The following is a 20,788-nucleotide window of genomic DNA, read 5'->3' as shown; positions in this document are numbered from 1 at the left end:
GCGCCGAAGTACGGACCGGCATAGGCATAGATCACCAGCCCCACCAAGGCGAGCACTATAAGGTATAGAAGCCATCTGACTACGTGCCGCATCTGCCGATCATCCCTGCCATCTTTTTTTCGAAGTTATAACTGGCAATTTCACCAAGATCACGTCATTCACGCGGGAAATCTGGAAAATGGCGGACGATGGCCGAAGGCGACCTGAAAAATTCGTTGATCCTGAAGAAGACCGTGGTGCTGGTGGGCATGATGGGGGCGGGCAAGACCGCCGTCGGCAAGGCGCTGGCGGCGCAGCTGGGGGTGCCGTTCCTCGATTCGGATGCCGAGATCGAGCGCGCCGCGAACATGACCATTGCCGAAATCTTCGAGCGCGACGGAGAGCCGTTCTTTCGCCAGAAGGAAAGCCAGGTGATCGGCCGTCTGCTGGACGAGGAGCGCGGCATCCTGTCGACCGGCGGCGGCGCCTTCATGTCCGCCGAGAACCGTGAGATGATCTCGGAGCGGGGGGTGTCGGTCTGGCTGAACGCCGACCTTGACTTGCTGTGGAACCGTGTCAAGCACAAGGACACCCGCCCCTTGCTGCGTGGCGCCGATCCGTACGGAACGCTGAAACGCCTGTACGAAACACGGGTGCCGCTCTATGCCCGCGCCGATCTGAACGTCCGGTCCGACAAAACCTATAGCGTCGACATGATGGCGAAGAAAGTGATCGAGGCGCTGTTGCAGCGGCCCGATGTGCTGGAGAAAAAAGAATGATTCAGACGGTACATGTCCCGTTGGGGGAGCGCGCCTATGATGTTCGGATCGGGCCGGGCCTGATCGACACCGGCGGTGCGCAGATCGCTCCGCTGCTGCACCGCAAGCGCGTGGCGATTGTCAGCGATGAAAACGTCGCGGCGCTGCATCTGGACCGGTTCCGCGCCGCGCTGAGTGCCGAGGGCATCGAAAGCGTGGCCCTGACCCTGCCGGCCGGCGAATCCACCAAGGCTTGGCCCGAATTCACCCGCACCGTCGAATGGCTGCTGGAACAGAAGGTCGAACGCCGCGACGTGGTTGTGGCGCTTGGCGGCGGCGTGATCGGGGATCTTGTGGGCTTTGCCGCGGCCGTGCTGCGCCGGGGTGTGCGCTTTGTGCAGGTGCCGACGTCGCTTCTGGCGCAGGTCGACAGTTCGGTCGGCGGCAAGACCGGGATCAACGCGCCGCAGGGCAAGAACCTGATCGGCGCCTTTCACCAGCCCAGCCTTGTGCTGGCCGATATCGGCGTGCTGGACACGCTGACCCCCCGCGATTTCCTGGCCGGCAATGGCGAGGTGGTGAAATACGGGCTGCTGGGGGATGCCGGGTTCTTCGACTGGCTGGAACGGAATGGCCCGGCCATGGCCGCGGGCGACGCTGAAAAGCGCGCCTATGCCGTGCGCCGCTCGGTCGAGATGAAGGCGGAAATCGTCGTGCGGGACGAGACCGAGCAGGGCGACCGGGCGCTTTTGAACCTTGGGCACACCTTCTGTCATGCGTTGGAAAAGGCCACCGGCTATTCCGACCGTCTGTTGCATGGCGAAGGCGTGGCCATCGGATGCGCGCTGGCGTTCGAGCTGTCGTCGCGCCTTGGCGTGTGTTCGCAGGAAGACCCCAGCCGCGTTCGCGCGCATCTGAAAACCATGGGCATGAAGACCGACCTGGCCGACATTCCCGGTGATCTGCCAGCGGCAGAGTCGCTTTTGGATCTGATGGGTCAGGACAAGAAGGTGATCGACGGCAAACTGCGCTTTATCCTGGTGCGCGGAATCGGCGATGCCTTCTTCACCTCGGACGTGCCGCGCGATGCGGTGCTCTCGGTGCTTTGGGATGCGCTGGCCAGCCGTTAGGGCGTGGCCAGGAACCCACCTGCGAAACTGTCGCTGCCATTGTTGCCGTGATAGGCGCCGATGACCTTTTCGGTCCCGGCGCGGCCGATCATGTCGCCGGTCATGGCCACGGTTCCGTTGGTGTAGCTCGCGATTCCGGTCAGGGTGTCGCCGGTGATCTGACCGCTCAGCATCAGGGCCGGTCGGCCATTGACCGTGCCCGCACTTGCGCCGGAAAAGCTGTCATTTGTCATGTCCAGCGTGATCGTCATCGCCCCGGTCAAGCTGCGCAGGTCGGCGCGGCTGCTGCCGGTGGTCGGGCGGTTCAGGTGATACAGTTCGAAATAGCCGTCGTAGCTGGCGGTTCCGCTGCCGGGCAGCGCGGTCAGCGCGTCCCCCCCCACCAATCCGGCGACCGTATGCAGGCTGCTGTCGCTGGCGTCCTTGCCCGCGAGATAGCCGTAGCCGTCGCCATCGGTGTCGATCACGGCATCGGCGCTGGTCTGGATCAGGTCGCTGCCAATGCTGCCATCCGCCGCGGGCACGACGAACGCCGATGCCGACAGGGCCGCGGCGGCAACCACTGTGGGGGCGCTGTTCGCAGGTTGCGGGCTCTGGGCAACCGTGGCAGTGATGCCGCCACAGCCGGACAACAGCGTTGCAGAAAGGGCGAAAAGGGGGAACGTTCTGGCGAACATGCGGACTCTTTCACGACAGTGTGCCACGCCCCGGGGGGCCGCCCCGGCTTCGTGGATGCCCATGGCTGGGCAAGGGGTTGATCGCAAAAGACCTGCCGCGCGATATTGGCGAATCTAAGGAGTCAGGAAGGAATGTGCGCGACTGCGTCGGGGCAACCCCAGCGGGTCAGGCGGTTTCGATCAGCTCCTGCAAATGCCAGGCCGACCCGGTCAGCGCGGCATAGTCGTCATTGACCACGTACACCGCGAACTGCCGCATGAAGTCGGCAAACCGCCCCTTGTCGAGAAACGATTGCGCAAAGCCCATCGCCTCGTAATAGGGGCCGAAGGCGCGGGCGACGCCGCCGCACAGATAAATGCCTCCATAAGGCAACTGGATCAGCGCCAGATTGCCCGCAAGGCGCCCCAGCAGCCGCACAAAGACATGCGCCGCGCGCTGCGCGGCCTCGTCGCTGCCCTCGGCCACGGCCAGCATGACCTGATGCGCGGAAAATCCCGGGGGCAGGGTGCCGGCCTCGTGACAGGCCCAGGCGTACAGGTTTTCAACCCCGCGGCCCGACAGGGCCTCTTCGAACCCCGGGGTGCCGTGCTTGCGGCCAAGAAACGTCATCAGCCGCAGCTCTTCCTCGTTCTGGACAGGCAGAGAGATATGGCCGGATTCCGATGGCGGCACCAGCGTGCCGCGTTCGGTGCGATAGACAAGTGCCGCGTTCAGCCCGGTCCCGACCCCCAGAACCAGCCGCGCCGCGTGATCGCCCGACGTTGGCCCGCCGAACACCACGTCCAGCTTGTCGTCTGGCAAGTGGGCAATGGCATGGCCTTGTGCCTGCAGGTCGTTCAGCACCGCCACCGTGCCGGCACCGGTCGCCGCCGCGATCACGCTGCGGTCGATGGTCCAGTCCAGGTTGGTCAACGTGCCCACCCCGTCATGCACCGGCCCGGCCATCGCGACGCAGGCGGCATCGACGGTTTCAGACCGGTCCGACAGATAGGTTTTCAGCACCGAACTCAGGTCGGCATGATCGGCATTGCGAAACCGCGCGATCGTGTCGGTCCGCACGGTGGTGCCGTGGGTCAGGGCGACGCGGGTGTTGGTGCCGCCGATATCGGCGACGACTGCGGTCATTGCGGCCATGGTCCGTCCTTCAGTGCCTGTGCTTCACTTCAGTGCTTGAGCCAGCGCGTGATACGACGCTTTGGGCGTGCGTTCCAGCGTTTCAAAATCGACATGGACCAGGCCAAAGCGTTTCTCATAGCCCAGCGCCCATTCGTAATTGTCCAGGAGCGACCAGATGAAATAGCCCTGCAACGGCACGCCATCAGCAATCGCGCGCTTCACCGCATCAAGATGCGCGTTCAGATAGTCGATGCGCGGTTGATCCGAAACCGCGCCATTCGTCACCACATCCGGGCTCGCCATCCCGTTTTCCGTGACCAGCAAGGGCAGGCTGCCGGTGTATTCGCGCGCGGTGCGGGTCAGGAAATTATACAGACCATCGGGAAAGATTTCCCATCCCATCAAGGTCTTGGGCAGCGGACCTTCGACCTCTTTGTGGCTGGGCCAAGGGCCGGTGTCGGGGGCGATCAGCTTGCGGGTGTAATAGTTCAGCCCGCACCAGTCGACCGGTTCCGAGATGGTGGTGAAATCATCTTGCCAGCCCTCGGGCATATGCGGCGCAAGCCCCGCCATCACGTCTTCGGGGTAGGCCCCCTGAAAGACGCCGCCCAGGAAGAACCGGTTATAATAGCCGTCATACAGGTCAGCGGCAGCACGGGCTTCATCGCTGTCGTCGGCGGGATCGGCCCATTCCAGGTTGAACACCGCCCCAAGGTTGGTCATGCCCAGCCCGCGCATCCGTTGGATCGCGGTGCCATGGGCCAGCAGAACATGATGCATCGCCCGCGCTGTGGCGCGGATGTCGCGCAGGCCGGGCGCGTGATGCCCCAGGAAATGCGACAGCCAGCCGACACACCAAGGTTCGTTGATCGGCGCGACGGAATACATCCGGTCGCCGATCCGCCCCATGATGGTTTCGGTGAAATCCCCGAACCAGCCCGCGATATCGCGGTTGCGCCAGCCGCCCAGATCCGCCAGAGGCGACGGCAGTTCCCAATGGTACAGCGTGGCGCAGGGCTTGATCCCGCGTTCCAGCATCGCGTCGGTCAGCCGGTCATAGAAATCCAGCCCCTCGGGGTTGGGCGTGCGCCCGTCGGGCATCACCCGCGCCCAGCTGGTGGAAAAGCGATAGCAGTCAAAGCCCGCGCCGGCGACAAGGTCCAGATCGGCCTCGTACCGGTGATAGTGATCGCAGGCCAGCGCGCCGTTTTCGGCCCGGACCACATTGCCCGGCGTGTCGGCGAAATCGTCCCAATGGGTGCGGCCCGCGCCGCCAAAACTGTGTCCTTCGATCTGGTAAGACGAGGTCGCGGTTCCGAACAGGAAGCCGTCGGGAAAGTCGGATCGCTTGTGGCGCATGTCTTTACCTTGTCGATGGGGCAGGGCCAGTTGACCCGCCGATGATCAAATCCGCCTCCAGCAACTGGTGGCGTCCGGTCGGGCGTTGTCGGATGAGGTCGATCAGCATTCTGGCGGACAAGCTGCCGGCCTCGCGAACCGAGGACCGGGTGGCGGTGAAGATCGCCTCTCCCGGACCGTTCTTCAGATAACTGAGATCGTCGTCATGGGTGATCACCGACACGTCGCGGCCCATTTCCAGACCCTTGTCATGGATGGCCCGGCGCACACCGATGGCGGTGATCATCGACGACACCAGGAACGCCGTCGGCGCGTCGTCCCGGTCCAGCATGTCGCGCGCGCTGCGATAGCCCAGCACTTCCGTCATTTCCTCGCTGCGGAGCAGGGCCGGGTTCACCGCCACGCCACGCGCGGCCAGCGCCTCGGCATAACCCTGTCGGCGGCGAAAGGCGAAATCCATCGTTTCCAGCCCGTTCAGCAGCGCGATGCGGCGATGGCCAAGGTCCAGCAGGTAATTCGTGGCCCGGCGAAAGGCGCTTTTGTTGTTCACATCCAGCCAGGCATAGTCGCCGCCTTCGTCGGTGGCGCGCCCGTGTACGACAAAGGGCAGGCCAAGCTGGCGCAGCAAGGGAATGCGCGGGTCCGTCATCTTGGGGCCGTGCACGATCACGCCATCGACGCTGCCACGGGTACGGATCTTGCGGTAAACGCTTTCCTCGTCGCGGTCATCGACCAGCGTCAGCACCATGTCATAGCCTTCGGCGGAATAGGTTTCTCCGGCACCGGCGATGAAATCCCCGAACACCGGGTTCACCATTTCATGTTTCGACGTCACCGGGATGACGTGCCCGATGGCCATCGATCGGCCGGTGGCCAGCCCCTTGGCCCGCGTGTTGGGGCTGTAATTCAGCTCTTGTGCGGCTTTCAGCACGCGTTTGCGGGTGTCTTCGTTCACCTCGGGGTAACCGTTCAGCGCGCGGCTGACGGTGGTCTGAGACAGGTTCAGATGTTCTGAAAGCTGTTTGAGGTTCACGGGGCAATTTTCCAAAGCGCTATGGACGGGAAAAGTGGTAGCGTTAAAAACGGCTTCGGGGAAGCCTCTTTTTGATTGCCATGTTAAGCTGCGGTGCAGCGTTGAATTATTGAGAAATCCAGTCCACTCTGCGTTGACAGGCCGCGCTGTTTGGGCGAACGTCCTGCAATCCAAAGCGCTTTGGGATGATTCCCGCGGCAAGGGATAACGAGTCCGCGCCGGAAGGCGCAAACCGGGAGGAAAATCATGAAGAAATCGCTCACGCTCGGCGTGACCCTGACGGCGCTGACCGCCGGACTGGCTCATGCGGAACAACTGACCGTGTTCGGCCCGTGGCTTGGCCCGGACCAGGCCAATGTCGAGGCCGTGCTGTCGGCATTCGCCGCGAAATCCGGCCTTGATGTGCGTTATGTCGGTTCCGACAGCTTTGAACAGCAGATCGTTGTCGACGCCGAAGCTGGCTCGGCGCCGAACGTCGCCGTGTTCCCGCAGCCGGGCCTGGCCTCTGACATGGCCAGCCGGGGGTTCCTGACGCCGCTGGAAGATGGCACCGCCGACTGGATCCGCGACAATTATGCCGCCGGTCAGTCCTGGATCGATCTGGGCACCTACGCCGGCAAGGACGGCGCCGACCACCTGTACGGCTTTTTCTACAAGGTCGATGTGAAATCGCTGGTCTGGTACGTGCCGGAAAACTTCGAGGATGCGGGCTATGACATCCCGACCACGATGGAAGAGCTGAAGGCGCTGACCGAACAGATCGCGGCCGACGGCGAAACCCCGTGGTGTATCGGTCTGGGATCGGGCGGTGCGACCGGCTGGCCCGCGACCGACTGGGTCGAAGACCTGATGCTGCGCACCCAGCCGCCCGAAGTCTATGACGACTGGGTGTCGAACGCGATGCCGTTCGATGATCCGCGCGTCATCGCCGCGATCGAAGACTTCGGCTGGTTCGCCCGCAACGACGCCTACGTTGCCGGTGGCGCGGGCGCGGTCGCCTCGACCGATTTCCGCGACAGCCCCAAGGGCCTGTTCTCGGCCCCGCCGCAGTGCTACATGCACCGCCAGGCATCGTTCATCCCCGCCTTCTTCCCGGAAGGGACCGAAGTTGGCGCAGACGCGGACTTCTTCTACTTCCCGGCCTATGCGGGCAAGGACCTGGGCAATCCGGTTCTGGGCGCGGGCACCGTCTGGGCGATCACCAACGACAGCCCCGGCGCGCATGCGCTGATCAAGTACCTGCAAACGCCCGAGGCCAACGAAATCTGGATGGCGCGTGGCGGTTTCCTGACCCCGCACAAGGGTGTCGACACCTCCAAGTTCTCGGACGCGCCGACCGCCAAGATGAACGACATCCTGCTGGGCGCAACGACCTTCCGCTTCGACGGCTCTGACCTGATGCCGGGCGGCGTGGGCGCGGGCAGCTTCTGGACCGGGATGGTCGACTATGCCGGTGGCAAGCCCGCTGCAGAGGTCGCCAAGGAAATCCAGGACAGCTGGGACGCACTGAAATAAGCTGACCCTGAAAGACGCCTTGCGCCCCGGTTTGTCCGGGGCGTGGGGAACCCCACTTGCCGCCAGCGGGGCTAAACCGGCGGCCGATCAGGGAGGGGATCATGCATCCAGCGTTTCAGGGGCTGCTGACCATCGTTATCGGGGTCGGCGCCTGTGTCGGGTATTTCTATTTCTCGAACCAGTTCCTCGACAAGGTGCTGTATCCGCCGCGCGGGCCGAATGCCGGGCGCAACATCAACCGGGCCAACATGATCCGGCCCTGGCTGTTCCTGTTTCCCGCGCTGCTCGCGCTGGGGCTGTACCTGGCCTACCCGGTGGTCGAAACCATCCGCCTGTCGCTGACCGACCGCGACCAGGACGGCGCATTCGTCGGCCTTGCGAACTACAGCCAGATGGTGTCGGAACCGAAGTTCTGGGAAGCGATGAAGAACAACATGCTGTGGCTGGTCATCGTGCCCGCGGCCTCGACCGCGTTTGGCCTGCTGGCCGCGCAGCTGACCGACCGGATCAGGTGGGGCAACATCGCGAAATCGCTGGTCTTCATGCCGATGGCCATCTCTTTTGTCGGCGCCGCCGTGATCTGGAAGCTGGTCTATGACGCCCGCCCACCTGGCACCGAACAGATCGGCGTTCTGAACGCGATCTATGTCGGGATGACGGGCAACGACCCGCAGCAATGGCTGACCATTCCGTTCTGGAACAACTTCTTCCTGATGGTCGTGCTGATCTGGATCCAGACCGGCTTTGCCATGGTGATCCTGTCCGCCGCCCTGCGCGGCATCCCCGAGGAAACGGTCGAGGCGGCCATCGTCGACGGCGCCAACCCGTTCCAGATCTTCTTCAAGATCAAGGTGCCGCAGATCATGGGCACGATCGTCGTGGTCTGGACCACGATCACCATCGTCGTGCTCAAGATCTTCGACATCGTCTTTGCCATGACCAACGGGCAATGGGAAACGCAGGTTCTGGCCAATTACATGTACGACAAGCTGTTCCGCGCCAACGACTGGGGCGTGGGCTCTGCCGCGGCCATGGTGATCATGCTGCTGGTGACGCCGATCCTGGTCTGGAACGTCTACAACGCGCGCAAAGAAATGCGCTGAGGGGAACACAGATGGACAATATCGCCGGAACCAAATCCTCGCTCAAATGGGCCGTGCACCTGTCGGTTGCCGTGCTGGTGGCGCTGTGGGTCTTCCCGACGCTGGGGCTGTTCGTGTCGTCGTTCCGCACGGCAGACCAGATTTCCAGCAGCGGTTGGTGGAAATCCATGTTCCCGACCGAACAGACGCTGACCCTGCGGTCGGCCGATCCCGAGGCGCAGACCGAAACCGGCGGCGTCTATGTGATCGAGGGCAATCTGTTCACCCTCAATGACGTGCCCCCGGCCGACATCAGTGCCTGGGGGATTTCGTCCCGCGACGTGGGGGCATTTGGCGCGGGCGACACGGCGGAACTGCGCGGGGGCGGCACGATCACGGTGCAGGCCAATGGCGATTACCGCATGGAAAGCGCCGAACCGTTCAGCGGCAGCCGGGGCCAGCGCGTCTTTGCCAAGGCCGAGATCCCGCCGGAATTCACCCTGGCGAACTATCAGCGCGTGCTGTTTTCCGGCGATGCCACCGACAGCATGGCCAAGGCATTCTTCAACACGCTGACGGTGACGATTCCGGCGACGATCATCCCGATCCTCGTCGCGGCCTTTGCCGCCTATGCGTTGGCGTGGATGGATTTCCCGGGCCGCGCGCTGTTGATCGCCGCCGTGGTGGGTCTGTTGGTGGTGCCGCTGCAACTGGCGCTGATCCCGCTGTTGAAACTGCACCTGGCGGTGGGGATCGGCAAGGGCTACCTTGGGGTCTGGCTGGCGCATACGGGGTTCGGGTTGCCCCTGGCGATTTACCTGCTGCGCAACTACATGGTCGGCCTGCCGCGCGACATCATCGAAAACGCCCGCGTCGACGGCGCGACGGAATTCCAGATCTTCACCAAGATCATCCTGCCGCTGTCGTTCCCGGCGCTGGCAAGCTTTGCGATCTTCCAGTTCCTGTGGACATGGAACGATCTGCTGGTGGCGCTGGTGTTCCTGATCGACGCAACCGGCGAAACCACGGTGATGACCAAGCAGATCATCGAACTGCTGGGCACCCGGGGGGGCAACTGGGAGATCCTGGCCACGGCGGCCTTCGTGTCGATCGCGGTGCCGCTGATGGTGTTCTTTGCCATGCAGAAATACCTGGTGCGCGGCCTGCTGGCTGGCTCGGTCAAATAAAATCCCTGTCCCGGGCGCGTCCCGGGGCCACGTAGGAAAAGTCACATGAACGCAGAAACGAAAACGCAGGGCGCGCAGGCGGTGGACAAGGATTGGTGGCGCGGCGCGGTGGTCTATCAGATCTATCCGCGCAGCTACCAGGACAGCAATGGCGACGGAGTGGGCGACCTTCTGGGCATCGCCGCGCGGATGCCGCATATCGCGTCGCTTGGGGTCGATGCAATCTGGATCAGCCCGTTCTTCACCAGTCCGATGAAGGATTTCGGCTATGACGTCAGCGACTATTGCGACGTCGATCCGATGTTCGGAAGCCTGGCGGATTTCGACGTGCTGGTGCAGACCGCGCATCAGCTGGGCATCAAGGTGTTGATTGACCTTGTGCTCAGCCACACCAGCGACCAGCACCCCTGGTTCATCGAAAGCCGGTCGGACCGCGACAACCCCAAGGCCGATTGGTACGTCTGGTCCGATCCCAAGGACGATGGCACCCCGCCCAACAACTGGCTGTCGATCTTCGGCGGGTCGGCCTGGCAGTGGGATGCGCGGCGCTGCCAGTATTACCTGCACAACTTCCTGACGTCTCAGCCCGATCTGAATTTCTGGAACCTCGACGTGCAAGACGCGCTGCTGGATGTGGTGCGGTTCTGGCTGGATCGCGGGGTCGACGGGTTCCGGCTGGACACGATCAACTTTTACTTTGCCGACAAGGAACTGCGCGACAATCCGGCCTTGCCCGCCGACCAGCGCAACAGCGCCATCGCGCCGGCGGTGAACCCGTATAACCACCAGTTGCACACCCACTCCAAGAACCAACCCGAGAACCTTGAATTCCTGCGCCGGTTCCGCAAGGTGCTGGACTCATACCCTGCCGCCACCAGCGTGGGCGAGGTCGGCGATGCCCAGCGCGGGCTGGAGATCATGGGCGAATACACCTCGGGCGGGGACAAGGTGCACATGTGCTATGCCTTTGAATTTCTGTCCGGGTCGCAACTGACCGCGCAGATGGTGGCCGATGTCATGACCAAGGTCGATGAAGTCGCCGGCGAAGGCTGGGCCTGTTGGGCGTTTTCCAACCACGACGTGGTGCGCCATGTCACCCGCTGGAACCTGACGCCCGCCGCCGCGCGACTGTTCACCACGATGATCATGTGCCTCAAGGGCTCGGTCTGCATCTACCAGGGCGAAGAACTCGGCCTGCCAGAGGCGGATGTGGCGTTCGAGGATCTGCAAGACCCCTACGGCATCGAGTTCTGGCCGGAATTCAAGGGCCGCGATGGCTGTCGCACGCCGATGGTCTGGGAACCTTCGAACCAGAACGGCGGCTTTACCACCGGCCAGCCTTGGCTGCCGGTCAGCCATGACCACCTGAACCGCTCTGTCGCGTCGCAGGAACACGATCCGGGCGCGTTGTTGCACCATTATCGCCGGGCGATCGCCTTCCGCCACGCGCATCCCGCGCTGATCCGGGGCGATCATGACGGCGTCACGGCGACCGGCACGGTGGTGCACTTCACCCGCATTCTGGGCGATGCGCAGATCTTCTGTGCCTTCAACCTCTCCGCCGAACCGGCGGTGCTGGATATGCCTGCGGGCGACTGGGCCCAGATCGGGCTGGAACTGGGAAGCACCGCCGTGCAGGCCGATGGCAAACTGCACCTCGGGCCGTGGCAGCCGTGCCTGGCATTGAAAATGAACGCCTGATCCGTCAGGACTGATAACGATAACGGGGAGGGGACCCAATGGCCAATCTCAAGCTGACAGATGTCGCCAAGACCTATGGCGGGACCGTCGATGTGCTGAAGAACATCAACCTCGACATCCAGCAAGGTGAACTGATCGTGTTTGTCGGCCCGTCCGGCTGCGGCAAGTCCACGCTTTTGCGGATGATCGCCGGGCTGGAAAAGATCACCGGCGGCACGCTGGAAATCGACGGGCAGGTGGTCAACGACGTGCCCCCCGCGCAGCGTGGCATCGCCATGGTGTTCCAGTCCTATGCGCTCTATCCGCACATGACGGTGCGGGAAAACATGTCCTTCGCGCTGAAGATCGCCAAGAAACCGCAGGCAGAGATCGACGCGGCGGTCGCCAAGGCGGCCAAGATCCTGCAGTTGGAGCCCTATCTCGACCGTCTGCCCAAGGCGCTGTCGGGCGGTCAGCGCCAGCGCGTCGCCATCGGGCGCAGCATCGTGCGCGACCCCAAGGTGTATCTGTTCGACGAACCGCTGTCGAACCTGGACGCGGCGCTGCGCGTCGCCACCCGGATCGAGATCGCGCAGCTCAAGGAATCGATGCCCGACAGCACGATGATCTATGTCACCCACGACCAGGTCGAGGCGATGACATTGGCCACGCGCATCGTCGTTCTTGCCAACAAGGGCATCGCCCAGGTCGGCACGCCGCTGGACCTGTATGAACGGCCCAACAGCGAATTCGTGGCGCAGTTCATCGGCAGTCCGGCAATGAACCTTCTGCCCGGCGAAATCGTCGCCACCGGAGAACAGACCACGGTCCGCATGGCGGGGGGTGGCCTGGCGATGTCGCACTATCCCACGACCGAAGCGGACATGGGCCGCAAGGTCAATGTCGGCATCCGGCCAGAGGATTTCCTGCGGACCGATGGCGACGCAATATTCCACGGCACCGTCGATATCATCGAAGCCCTGGGCGAAGTCACGCTGCTGTATTTCGCCAAGGACCAGGGTGCCGATCCGGTCATCGCCAAGTTGCCCGGCATCCATTCCGAATTGCGCGGCCAGGCGGTGGCGCTGACGGCAGATCCGTCCAAGGTGCACCTGTTCGCCAACGGCCAGTCGCTTTTGTACCGTTAAGCCCGTGGTCCGTTAGAAACACAGCCCCGGCGCAACGCCGGGGCTGTTTGCGTGTCAGCGCACGGTCAGCGGCTGTTCCACCAGAACCCGGCTGCCCGGCCCGTCGGCCACGTATCGCAGGACATAGGCCCCCGGTGTGCCCGGCGCGGCGATCGTCACCGGGCTGCCGCCTTCGGTATAGGCATAGGTGACATAGCCCAGCGCGCCGTCCCCCGGCGTGGCGATGGTCAGGTAATCGCCCGGGTTGCCCGGTCCGGTCCAGGTCACCTGCATCCCGCTGCCCGCCGCGGCCTCTGTCGGGGCGCTCAGCGTCGCGGCCACGTCGGTCACCGTCAGCGGCACCTGTGCGGCCACGCTGCCATCCTGCGCGGTGATATAGCGGATCAGGTAGGCGCCGGGCGTCACCGGCACCTGGATTGTGACCGGGTTGGCATCGCGCGGGTAGGCATAGGTCAGGTAGTCCAGCGGCGCGGCCGATGGCACGGTGATGTCGATGTAATCTTCGTCATAGCCCGCACCGTTCCAGCCCACGTCGATTGTCGCCCCGATCGGCGCGGTTGCCGGCGCGGTCAGCAATTCGGCGATCTCGGTCACGCTGACGGGCAGGGTTGCCAGCACCTGCAAGGTGCGCGCCTCGACATAGCGGATCTCGTAATCGCCCGGCTGCGCCGGCAAGCGCAACGATGCCGGGCTGCCATCGGCCACCCGCACGAAGGTCAGGGATGCCCCCGGCTTGGCCCCGGGTTGCGCGGTCTCAAGATAGTCGCCGTCGCCCTCGGGCCCGGTCCAGTCCACCGCGATCATGGCCCCGCTTGCGCCTTCGGCGGGGGCGGACAGCGTCGCCGGGGGCAGGGCGGCGGCAAAGGAGATCTCGACCTGCGTATCGGTGCCGGTGATCTGCACCTCGCGCGTTTGCAGCCCCTCGTCGGACAGGCGCAGCGCGTTGACGGTATAGCGGCCCGGTGCCAGCGTGACGCTGCCGCCGTCGTTGGCCAGCCCCTCGATCAAGGTTGCGCCGTCCGGGCCGGTCACCGTCCAGACCACCTGCGCGGGGCGCGTGACAGCGCCATAGGTTTCCACTGCGCGGAACTGCAGCGTGGCGGGGGGCGGGGCCGCCGTCACCTCGGTCAGCGCCGCGCCCAGTTCGTCGGCGTTGCGCGCGCTCAGGTATTTGCCGCCGGTGTTCTGCGCGAGGCAGGCCAGTTGCGCCTGCGCGGCCGGGTCGTCCACGTCGAAGCCGATCGCATGGGCGGTGAAATCAACCCCGGCCTGTTCCAGTGCGGTGGCGGCGGCGCAGGGGTCGGGGTTGCAGGTCTCGATCCCGTCCGAGACCAGAATCACCGTGGCCTTTTCCTCGCTGCTGCGCAGAGCGCGGGCGGCGGCGATCACCGCGTCGGTCATCGGCGTCTTGCCCTTTGGGGTGATCCCCTGAACGGCGGCGGCGATCTGCGCGCGGTTCCCGGTGGCGGGTGCGATCAGCGTTTCGATGTCGCTGCAATCGCCCTTGGTACGGTGGCCATAGGCCACCAGCCCCAGCGCCTGGTCCGCGGGCAGCGTATCCAGCAGGCCGGTCACCACCTCTTGCGCGATGGTGATCTTGGCGTTGCCGTCGATCTGCCCCCACATGGAACCCGACCCATCGAGAACCAGAATGCTGTTCCCCGCCGATTGCGCATCGGCCGGCAGCGGCAGAAGCGCGGTGGCACAGGCGGTGGCGAAAAGCGTCGATCTGAGCATGAAAAAATCCTTGCAGTCACCAATGACCGCAAGGATTCCACAGGCTTCTGCGCTTGACCAGCGTGTTTGGCGGCAAGGTCGGGAAAACCCGACCCGGGCAGGGTCAGCGTTCGATTTCGCCGCCGGCCATCTGCCAGTGGCCCAGCCCGCCGATGTTGTGCACATCGTCATAGCCCATGTTGGCCAGCATCCGCTTGGCCATGCTGGAGCGGGCGCCGCTGGCGCAATAGACCGCGATCGGCTTGCCCGACTTGAACACCTCAAGGCATTCGGGGCTGCGCGGATCGGCCTTCATTGCCAGTGCCGCCATCGGCACATGGATCGCGCCCTTGGCCTTGCCGCCGTATTGCAGTTCCATGCCGTCGCGGATGTCGACCAGAACGATTTCGCCAGCGGCGGATTTCTGAACGGCCTCTGCGGGGCTCATCTGGGGGGCGGTATTGCGGTTGAACATGGCAAACATTGGATCACGCCTCTCTCGTATCGCGGTCAGCTTAATATACATTCGTAAATTGGAATGTAAAGAGATTTCTGCTGCACCGCGGAAAAATCCGCTCTCAAGGGCTGAAAAAACACGCAAGCAGTGCAGCATCCTTCGGCGGGCTTTGGCCGCAGACTGCCGTTTGTTCCTGCCTTGTTCTCAAATTCCTGTTGGCCAGCGCCGCGCCTTCCACTATGTGTTAACACCTGATGCAGTCCGGGGTGTCTGATGCCAGATCTCAAGCAAATCGAGGTGCGCGGCGCGCGTGAACACAACCTCAAGAACATCGACGTCGACATTCCGCGCGACCAACTGGTGGTGATCACCGGCCTGTCGGGGTCGGGCAAGTCGTCGCTGGCCTTCGACACCATCTATGCCGAAGGGCAGCGCCGCTATGTTGAATCGCTGTCGGCCTATGCCCGGCAGTTCCTCAACATGATGGAAAAGCCCGACGTCGATCACATCGCGGGCCTGAGCCCGGCGATTTCCATCGAACAGAAAACCACGTCGAAGAACCCGCGTTCCACCGTTGGCACGGTGACCGAGATCTATGACTACATGCGCCTTCTGTTTGCCCGGGTCGGGACCCCCTACAGCCCTGCCACCGGCCTGCCGATCGAGGCGCAGCAGGTGCAGGACATGGTCGACCGGGTCATGGGAATGGAGGACGGGACGCGCGGATACCTGCTGGCCCCGATCATCCGTGACCGGAAGGGCGAATACCGCAAGGAATTCCTGGAACTGCGCAAGCAGGGCTTCCAGCGCGTCAAGGTCGACGGGCAGTTCTATGAACTGGACGAACCGCCGACCCTGGACAAGAAATTCCGCCACGATATCGACGTGGTGGTCGACCGGATCGTGGTGCGCGAAGGCATGGAAACCCGGCTGGCCGACAGTTTTCGCACCGCGCTGGACCTGGCCAACGGCATCGCCATTCTGGAAACCGCCCCGCGCGAGGGTGAGCCAGAGCGCATCACCTTCAGCGAAAATTTTGCCTGCCCGGTCAGCGGCTTCACCATCCCGGAAATCGAACCGCGGCTGTTTTCGTTCAACGCCCCCTTCGGTGCCTGCCCGGAGTGTGACGGTCTGGGGGTCGAACTGTTCTTTGACGAACGGCTGGTTGTTCCCGACGTCACACTCAAGATCAGCGATGGTGCGCTGGCGCCCTGGCGCAAGGGCAAGTCCCCCTATTTCCTGCAAACCATCGACGCCATCGCCAAGCATTACGAGTTTGACAAGAACGCCCGCTGGAAGGACCTGCCGCCGCATGTGCAGCAAGTGTTCCTGTATGGCTCGGGTGACGAGGAAATCCCGTTCCGCTATGACGAGGGGGGCCGTATCTACCAGGTGACGCGCACCTTCGAAGGCGTGATTCCCAACATGGAGCGCCGCTATCGCGAAACCGACAGCGCCTGGATCCGCGAGGAATTCGAACGCTTCCAGAACAACCGCAGTTGCGGCGCATGTGGCGGCTATCGCCTTCGGGATGAGGCGCTGGCGGTCAAGATCGCGGGCCTGCACATCGGGCAGGTGGTGCAGATGTCGATCAAGGAAGCCTATGCCTGGATCGGCACCGTACCGGACAGCCTGACCGGTCAGAAGAACGAAATCGCCCGCGCCATCCTCAAGGAAATCCGCGAACGGTTGGGGTTCCTGAACAACGTCGGGCTGGAATACCTGACGCTGTCGCGCAATGCCGGCACGCTGTCGGGCGGCGAAAGCCAGCGGATCCGGCTGGCCAGCCAGATCGGGTCCGGCCTGACCGGCGTTCTCTACGTTCTGGACGAACCCAGCATCGGCCTGCACCAGCGTGACAACACCCGCCTGCTGGACACGTTGAAGAACCTGCGCGATCAGGGCAACACCGTGTTGGTGGTCGAACATGACGAAGAGGCGATCCGCGAGGCGGACTATGTCTTTGACATCGGTCCGGGGGCCGGGGTGCACGGCGGTCAGGTGGTCGCCCATGGCACGCCCGAAGCGGTGGCCAGCGACCCCGCCAGCCTGACCGGGCAATACCTGTCCGGCAGCCGCGAAATCGCCGTGCCCACCGACCGCCGCAAGGGCAACAAGAAAAAGCTGACCGTGGTCAAGGCCACCGGCAACAACCTCAAGGACATGACGGCGGAATTCCCGCTTGGCAAATTCGTCTGCGTCACCGGTGTGTCCGGGGGGGGTAAGTCCACCCTGACAATCGAAACACTCTACAAGAACGCCGCGATGCGGCTGAACGGCGCGCGCGAAACCCCCGCGCCCTGCGAAACGATCAAGGGCTTCGAACATCTCGACAAGGTGATCGACATCGACCAGCGGCCCATCGGGCGCACGCCTCGGTCGAACCCGGCCACCTATACCGGCGCGTTCACCCCGATCCGCGACTGGTTCGCCGGCCTGCCAGAGGCAAAGGCCCGCGGCTACAAGCCCGGTCGTTTCAGTTTCAACGTCAAGGGTGGCCGCTGCGAGGCGTGCCAGGGCGACGGTGTCATCAAGATCGAGATGCACTTCCTGCCCGATGTCTACGTCACCTGTGAAACCTGCAAGGGCGCGCGCTACAACCGAGAAACGCTGGAAATCAAGTTCAAGGGCAAGAGCATAGCCGACGTTCTTGATATGACGGTCGAAGACGCGCAAGAGTTCTTCAAGGCGGTGCCGTCGATCCGGGACAAGATGGATGCGCTGATGCGCGTCGGTCTCAGCTATATCAAGGTGGGTCAGCAGGCGACGACCCTGTCCGGCGGCGAAGCCCAGCGGGTGAAACTGTCCAAGGAACTGGCGAAACGGTCCACCGGCCGGACGCTGTATATCCTGGATGAACCGACCACGGGCCTGCACTTCGAAGACGTGCGCAAACTGCTCGAGGTGCTGCACGAACTGGTGGACGGCGGCAACACGGTCGTGGTGATCGAACACAACCTCGACGTCATCAAGACCGCCGACTGGATCATCGACATCGGCCCCGAAGGCGGCGACGGCGGCGGGGAAATCGTGGCTGTCGGCATCCCGGAACAGGTGGCAGAGGTCGAGCGCAGCCACACCGGCCGGTACCTGAAGCCGATGTTGCAGCCGCGCAAGACCGTCGCAGCGGAATGACCGGTGGCCTTGTCTGGCCTCTGCAAGAACCGCGTGGCGCATGGTCCTGCCCGGCAAACGCTGCAAGCGGGGCCTGAACTGTCGTGACCTCTTGCCGCCGCACCCGGGGCGATTGTCATCGCTTCGTTGCGGTTCAGTCTTCGGTGAACGCTGCCACCACTGCGCCGGTCAACCCCGGCAACACATGCGCATCCATCGCGAAAACGTGGCGCGGGGTGCCCGCGGCGGCCCAGATCTCGGAAAATTCCAGCAGGCGCGGATCGACCCAGGCCCGGATCGGGGTCAGATGCCCCACCGGCGCGACACCGCCGATGGCAAAGCCCGTTTGCGCCCGGATCAGGTCGGCATCGGCCTTGCCCAGCGGTTCCCCCGCCAGCGCGCTGGCCTTGTCGGCGCAAACCTTGTTGCCGCCGGCAGTCAGGAACAAAACCGCTTCACCGCTGGTTTGTGCGCGAAAGATGATCGATTTGGCGATCTGGTCGATCTCGCAGCCGACCGCCGCTGCGGCTTCTGCTGCGGTGCGCGCCTGTCCGACCTCGCGGATATCGGTGTCGATCCCGGCGGAGTCCAGCGCTGCGCGCACACGTTTCAGGCTCTTGCTCATGCCGTGTCTCCGGCGTGTCGTTTCAATTCAGGCACCTGCTGCGCATCGCGGGCGCGGTCAGGGCGGGGCGGCAAATCGTCGGTTCGCGCCGGTCGCCTTGGCCTTGGCCTAGCACCTTCGCGCCGATTTGTCCCGCCTCTGCTTGACCCCCCGCCTTGAAACCGCCACTTAACGGGTCGAGCAGACACGGACCCGAACATGGCCCAGACCCCACCGCCTTTTGCGCCTTTCGAATGGATGATCGCCTGGCGCTACCTGCGGGCCAAGCGGGCCGAGGGCGGCGTCAGCGTGATGACCTGGATCAGCCTGATCGGCATCACGCTTGCGGTGATGGCGCTGATCGCCACCTTGTCGGTGCGGGCCGGCTTCCGGTCCGAATTCGTCGACACGATCCTGGGGGCCAACGCCCATGTCACCGTGTACCAGACCACCGCGATCGACGACAGCGGCCGCCCCGCGCGCACCATTGCCGATTACACCGCGATGGCCGAACGCATCGCCGCGGTGCCGGGCGTCACCCGCGCCGCACCGCTGGTCAAGGGGCAGGTGATGGCCAATTCCGGCGATTACAACGCTGGGGTCGAAGTCTTTGGCATCACCGAAACCGACCTGCGCGGCCTGCGCCGCATCGTCGATCCCGACACCGCCTATGGCGACCTGGCCCGCTTCGGTGACGGCATCGCCATCGGCTCTGGCGTGGCGCGGGAACTGGGCGTGGGTATTGGCGACAAGGTCAAGATCATCTCGCCCAACGGGGTCAAGACCGCCTTTGGCACCAGCCCCCGGATCAAGGCCTACGAGGTCACCTATATCTTCAGCGCCGGGCGCTATGACATCGACCGCACCCGCGTCTACATGCCCTTCGCCGAGGCGCAGTTGTTCTTCAACCGCGACGGCGTCGCGGACGAGATCGAGGTGATGGTCGCAGATCCCGACCGCGTCGACGCGCTGGCCGGGCCGATCATGACCGCAGCCGGCGACCGCGCCCTGATCTGGACATGGAAAGATGCCTCTGGCGGGTTCCTGCGCGCGCTGGATGTCGAAGACAACGTGATGTTCGTGATCCTGTCGGTGCTGGTGATGATCGCGACGATGAACATCGTTTCGGGCCTGATCATGCTGGTCAAGAACAAGGGCCGCGATATCGGCATCCTGCGCACCATGGGCCTGTCCGAAGGATCGGTGCTGCGGGTGTTCTTCATCTGCGGTTCGGTCACCGGGCTGATCGGCACGGCGTTTGGCGTGATCCTTGGCTGCCTTTTTGCCATCTACATCGACCAGATCTTTGCCGCGGTGAATTTCGTGTCCGGCGGTGGCGTCTGGGATCCGTCCATTCGCGGCATCTATTACCTGCCGGCCAAGCTGCAGGCCGGGGATGTTCTGTCGGCGGTGCTCTTGTCGCTGGGGCTGTCCTTTGTCGTCACTCTCTTTCCCGCGCGCCGCGCCGCACGGATGAACCCGGTCGAGGCGCTGCGCTATGAATGACACCGTGCTGCACCTGTCGGGGATCCGGAAAACCTATGGCAAGGGGGCAGGGGCCGTGCCGGTCCTGCGCGGGGTCGATCTGGAATTGCGCGCGGGGGAAATCGTGGCGCTTGTCGCGCCGTCCGGTGCGGGCAAGTCGACTCTGCTGCAAATCGCCGGGCTGCTGGACACGCCCGACGCTGGCGCGGTCGAAATCGGCGGCACGCCGATGCAGGGTGCCAGCGACCGCAGGCGCACCACGGTGCGACGGCAGGACGTGGGCTTTGTCTACCAGTTCCACCACCTGCTGCCGGAATTCACCGCGCTGGAAAACATCGCCCTGCCGCAACTGGCCAACGGCACCCCAAGGCCGCAGGCAGACGCCCGCGCGCAATCCCTGCTGGACAGCGTCGGCCTGACGGATCGCGCCACGCACCGCCCCTCGGCGCTGTCGGGCGGCGAACAGCAGCGCGTCGCGTTTTGCCGGGCGATGGCCAATGCGCCAAAGCTGCTGTTGGCGGATGAACCCACCGGCAACCTCGATCCGGGCACATCCGATCAGGTGTTCGCCGCGCTGGTGCGACTGGCGCGGGACACCGGGCTGGCGGCTCTGGTGGCGACCCACAACCTTGACCTTGCCGCCCGGATGGATCGCCAGGTGCGGCTCGATCAGGGGCGGATCGCCTGAGCGGGCCGGTTCTGCCCGCACGCAGAACGGGCGAAGCCCGTGCAACTTTCCCCCAAAGC

General features: G+C 64.1%; 17 protein-coding genes. 10 read left to right on the top strand and 7 right to left on the bottom strand.

What is annotated here, in order from left to right; all coding sequences use genetic code 11:
- The first annotated feature begins 188 nt into the window (after window positions 1–188).
- Window positions 189–758 carry a shikimate kinase gene (locus tag VK792_RS07640; protein ID WP_326296858.1) on the top strand — a complete coding sequence of 190 codons (570 nt, stop codon included), beginning with the start codon at window positions 189–191 and terminating at the stop codon, window positions 756–758.
- Window positions 755–1,867: a 3-dehydroquinate synthase gene (gene aroB / locus VK792_RS07635; RefSeq protein WP_326296857.1), complete on the top strand. Its 1,113-nt coding sequence runs from the start codon at window positions 755–757 to the stop codon at window positions 1,865–1,867. The genes VK792_RS07640 and aroB overlap by 4 nt, the downstream gene beginning before the upstream one ends.
- Here aroB and VK792_RS07630 read toward each other — a convergent pair.
- The 4 genes from VK792_RS07630 to VK792_RS07615 all read right to left on the bottom strand — a co-directional run bounded on the left by VK792_RS07630 (window position 1,864) and on the right by VK792_RS07615 (window position 6,053).
- Window positions 1,864–2,544 carry a hypothetical protein gene (locus tag VK792_RS07630; RefSeq protein ID WP_326296855.1) on the bottom strand — a complete coding sequence of 227 codons (681 nt, stop codon included), beginning with the start codon at window positions 2,542–2,544 and terminating at the stop codon, window positions 1,864–1,866. The two genes, aroB and VK792_RS07630, sit on opposite strands and share 4 nt — an antisense overlap.
- 166 nt (window positions 2,545–2,710) lie before the next feature.
- Window positions 2,711–3,679 carry a glucokinase gene (locus VK792_RS07625; protein ID WP_326296853.1) on the bottom strand — a complete coding sequence of 323 codons (969 nt, stop codon included), beginning with the start codon at window positions 3,677–3,679 and terminating at the stop codon, window positions 2,711–2,713.
- A 24-nt stretch (window positions 3,680–3,703) separates the two neighbouring features.
- Window positions 3,704–5,020 carry a GH1 family beta-glucosidase gene (locus tag VK792_RS07620; protein ID WP_326296852.1) on the bottom strand — a complete coding sequence of 439 codons (1,317 nt, stop codon included), beginning with the start codon at window positions 5,018–5,020 and terminating at the stop codon, window positions 3,704–3,706.
- Between the two features lie 4 nt (window positions 5,021–5,024).
- Window positions 5,025–6,053 carry a LacI family DNA-binding transcriptional regulator gene (locus tag VK792_RS07615; protein WP_326296850.1) on the bottom strand — a complete coding sequence of 343 codons (1,029 nt, stop codon included), beginning with the start codon at window positions 6,051–6,053 and terminating at the stop codon, window positions 5,025–5,027.
- A gap of 246 nt (window positions 6,054–6,299) precedes the next feature.
- On the opposite strand from VK792_RS07615, the gene VK792_RS07610 reads away from it, so the two are divergent.
- From VK792_RS07610 to VK792_RS07590, 5 genes are all read left to right on the top strand, one after another.
- Window positions 6,300–7,568 (top strand): ABC transporter substrate-binding protein, encoded by a 1,269-nt coding sequence (locus VK792_RS07610; RefSeq protein WP_326296849.1) that lies wholly within the window; start codon window positions 6,300–6,302, stop codon window positions 7,566–7,568.
- Window positions 7,569–7,669: 101 nt separating this feature from the next.
- Window positions 7,670–8,671, top strand: a complete 1,002-nt coding sequence (locus tag VK792_RS07605) for a carbohydrate ABC transporter permease (RefSeq protein WP_326296848.1) — start codon at window positions 7,670–7,672, stop codon at window positions 8,669–8,671.
- An 11-nt stretch (window positions 8,672–8,682) separates the two neighbouring features.
- Window positions 8,683–9,837: a carbohydrate ABC transporter permease gene (locus VK792_RS07600; RefSeq protein WP_326296846.1), complete on the top strand. Its 1,155-nt coding sequence runs from the start codon at window positions 8,683–8,685 to the stop codon at window positions 9,835–9,837.
- A 45-nt stretch (window positions 9,838–9,882) separates the two neighbouring features.
- Entirely contained in the window at window positions 9,883–11,538 is a 1,656-nt protein-coding gene (locus VK792_RS07595) for an alpha-amylase family glycosyl hydrolase (RefSeq protein ID WP_326296844.1), read from the top strand.
- Window positions 11,539–11,576: 38 nt separating this feature from the next.
- A complete protein-coding gene (locus tag VK792_RS07590; RefSeq protein WP_326296842.1) occupies window positions 11,577–12,665 on the top strand; it encodes an ABC transporter ATP-binding protein in 1,089 nt (362 codons plus the stop codon).
- A gap of 54 nt (window positions 12,666–12,719) precedes the next feature.
- Here the strand turns inward: VK792_RS07590 and VK792_RS07585 are convergent, their stop codons facing one another.
- Window positions 12,720–14,402 carry a vWA domain-containing protein gene (locus tag VK792_RS07585; protein ID WP_326296841.1) on the bottom strand — a complete coding sequence of 561 codons (1,683 nt, stop codon included), beginning with the start codon at window positions 14,400–14,402 and terminating at the stop codon, window positions 12,720–12,722.
- 103 nt (window positions 14,403–14,505) lie between these two features.
- The gene (locus VK792_RS07580; protein WP_326296839.1) at window positions 14,506–14,907 is read right to left on the bottom strand and encodes a rhodanese-like domain-containing protein; all 402 of its coding nucleotides are present in this window, start codon (window positions 14,905–14,907) and stop codon (window positions 14,506–14,508) included.
- Between the two features lie 204 nt (window positions 14,908–15,111).
- Here VK792_RS07580 and uvrA point away from each other — a divergent pair, with 204 nt between their 5' ends.
- Complete coding sequence (uvrA, locus tag VK792_RS07575) at window positions 15,112–17,973, top strand: excinuclease ABC subunit UvrA (RefSeq protein WP_326296838.1); 2,862 nt, start codon at window positions 15,112–15,114, stop codon at window positions 17,971–17,973.
- Window positions 17,974–18,106: 133 nt separating this feature from the next.
- Here the strand turns inward: uvrA and VK792_RS07570 are convergent, their stop codons facing one another.
- Window positions 18,107–18,577, bottom strand: coding sequence for a YbaK/EbsC family protein (locus VK792_RS07570; RefSeq protein ID WP_326296836.1), 471 nt, complete (start codon window positions 18,575–18,577; stop codon window positions 18,107–18,109).
- Window positions 18,578–18,775: 198 nt separating this feature from the next.
- Between VK792_RS07570 and VK792_RS07565 the strand changes: the two genes are divergently transcribed.
- Both VK792_RS07565 and VK792_RS07560 read left to right on the top strand, forming a co-directional pair.
- Window positions 18,776–20,062 (top strand): lipoprotein-releasing ABC transporter permease subunit, encoded by a 1,287-nt coding sequence (locus VK792_RS07565; protein ID WP_326296834.1) that lies wholly within the window; start codon window positions 18,776–18,778, stop codon window positions 20,060–20,062.
- On the top strand, window positions 20,055–20,729 hold the full coding sequence (locus tag VK792_RS07560) for an ABC transporter ATP-binding protein (protein WP_326296832.1): 675 nt from the start codon (window positions 20,055–20,057) through the stop codon (window positions 20,727–20,729). The genes VK792_RS07565 and VK792_RS07560 overlap by 8 nt, the downstream gene beginning before the upstream one ends.
- The last annotated feature ends 59 nt before the right edge of the window (window positions 20,730–20,788 follow it).

Source organism: Mesobacterium hydrothermale, from assembly GCF_035818635.1.
GTDB lineage: Bacteria > Pseudomonadota > Alphaproteobacteria > Rhodobacterales > Rhodobacteraceae > Mesobacterium_A > Mesobacterium_A hydrothermale.
This window is presented reverse-complemented; position numbering and strand designations above follow the sequence as displayed.

Bases quoted from the DNA above. Each gene is read 5' to 3' on its own strand.
- VK792_RS07640 (WP_326296858.1), top strand. From the start codon at position 189: ATGGCCGAAGGCGACCTGAAAAATTCGTTGATCCTGAAGAAGACCGTG.
- aroB (WP_326296857.1), top strand. From the start codon at position 755: ATGATTCAGACGGTACATGTCCCGTTGGGGGAGCGCGCCTATGATGTT.
- VK792_RS07630 (WP_326296855.1), bottom strand. From the start codon at position 2,544: ATGTTCGCCAGAACGTTCCCCCTTTTCGCCCTTTCTGCAACGCTGTTG.
- VK792_RS07625 (WP_326296853.1), bottom strand. From the start codon at position 3,679: ATGGCCGCAATGACCGCAGTCGTCGCCGATATCGGCGGCACCAACACC.
- VK792_RS07620 (WP_326296852.1), bottom strand. From the start codon at position 5,020: ATGCGCCACAAGCGATCCGACTTTCCCGACGGCTTCCTGTTCGGAACC.
- VK792_RS07610 (WP_326296849.1), top strand. From the start codon at position 6,300: ATGAAGAAATCGCTCACGCTCGGCGTGACCCTGACGGCGCTGACCGCC.
- VK792_RS07605 (WP_326296848.1), top strand. From the start codon at position 7,670: ATGCATCCAGCGTTTCAGGGGCTGCTGACCATCGTTATCGGGGTCGGC.
- VK792_RS07600 (WP_326296846.1), top strand. From the start codon at position 8,683: ATGGACAATATCGCCGGAACCAAATCCTCGCTCAAATGGGCCGTGCAC.
- VK792_RS07595 (WP_326296844.1), top strand. From the start codon at position 9,883: ATGAACGCAGAAACGAAAACGCAGGGCGCGCAGGCGGTGGACAAGGAT.
- VK792_RS07590 (WP_326296842.1), top strand. From the start codon at position 11,577: ATGGCCAATCTCAAGCTGACAGATGTCGCCAAGACCTATGGCGGGACC.
- VK792_RS07585 (WP_326296841.1), bottom strand. From the start codon at position 14,402: ATGCTCAGATCGACGCTTTTCGCCACCGCCTGTGCCACCGCGCTTCTG.
- VK792_RS07580 (WP_326296839.1), bottom strand. From the start codon at position 14,907: ATGTATATTAAGCTGACCGCGATACGAGAGAGGCGTGATCCAATGTTT.
- uvrA (WP_326296838.1), top strand. From the start codon at position 15,112: ATGCCAGATCTCAAGCAAATCGAGGTGCGCGGCGCGCGTGAACACAAC.
- VK792_RS07570 (WP_326296836.1), bottom strand. From the start codon at position 18,577: ATGAGCAAGAGCCTGAAACGTGTGCGCGCAGCGCTGGACTCCGCCGGG.
- VK792_RS07565 (WP_326296834.1), top strand. From the start codon at position 18,776: ATGGCCCAGACCCCACCGCCTTTTGCGCCTTTCGAATGGATGATCGCC.
- VK792_RS07560 (WP_326296832.1), top strand. From the start codon at position 20,055: ATGAATGACACCGTGCTGCACCTGTCGGGGATCCGGAAAACCTATGGC.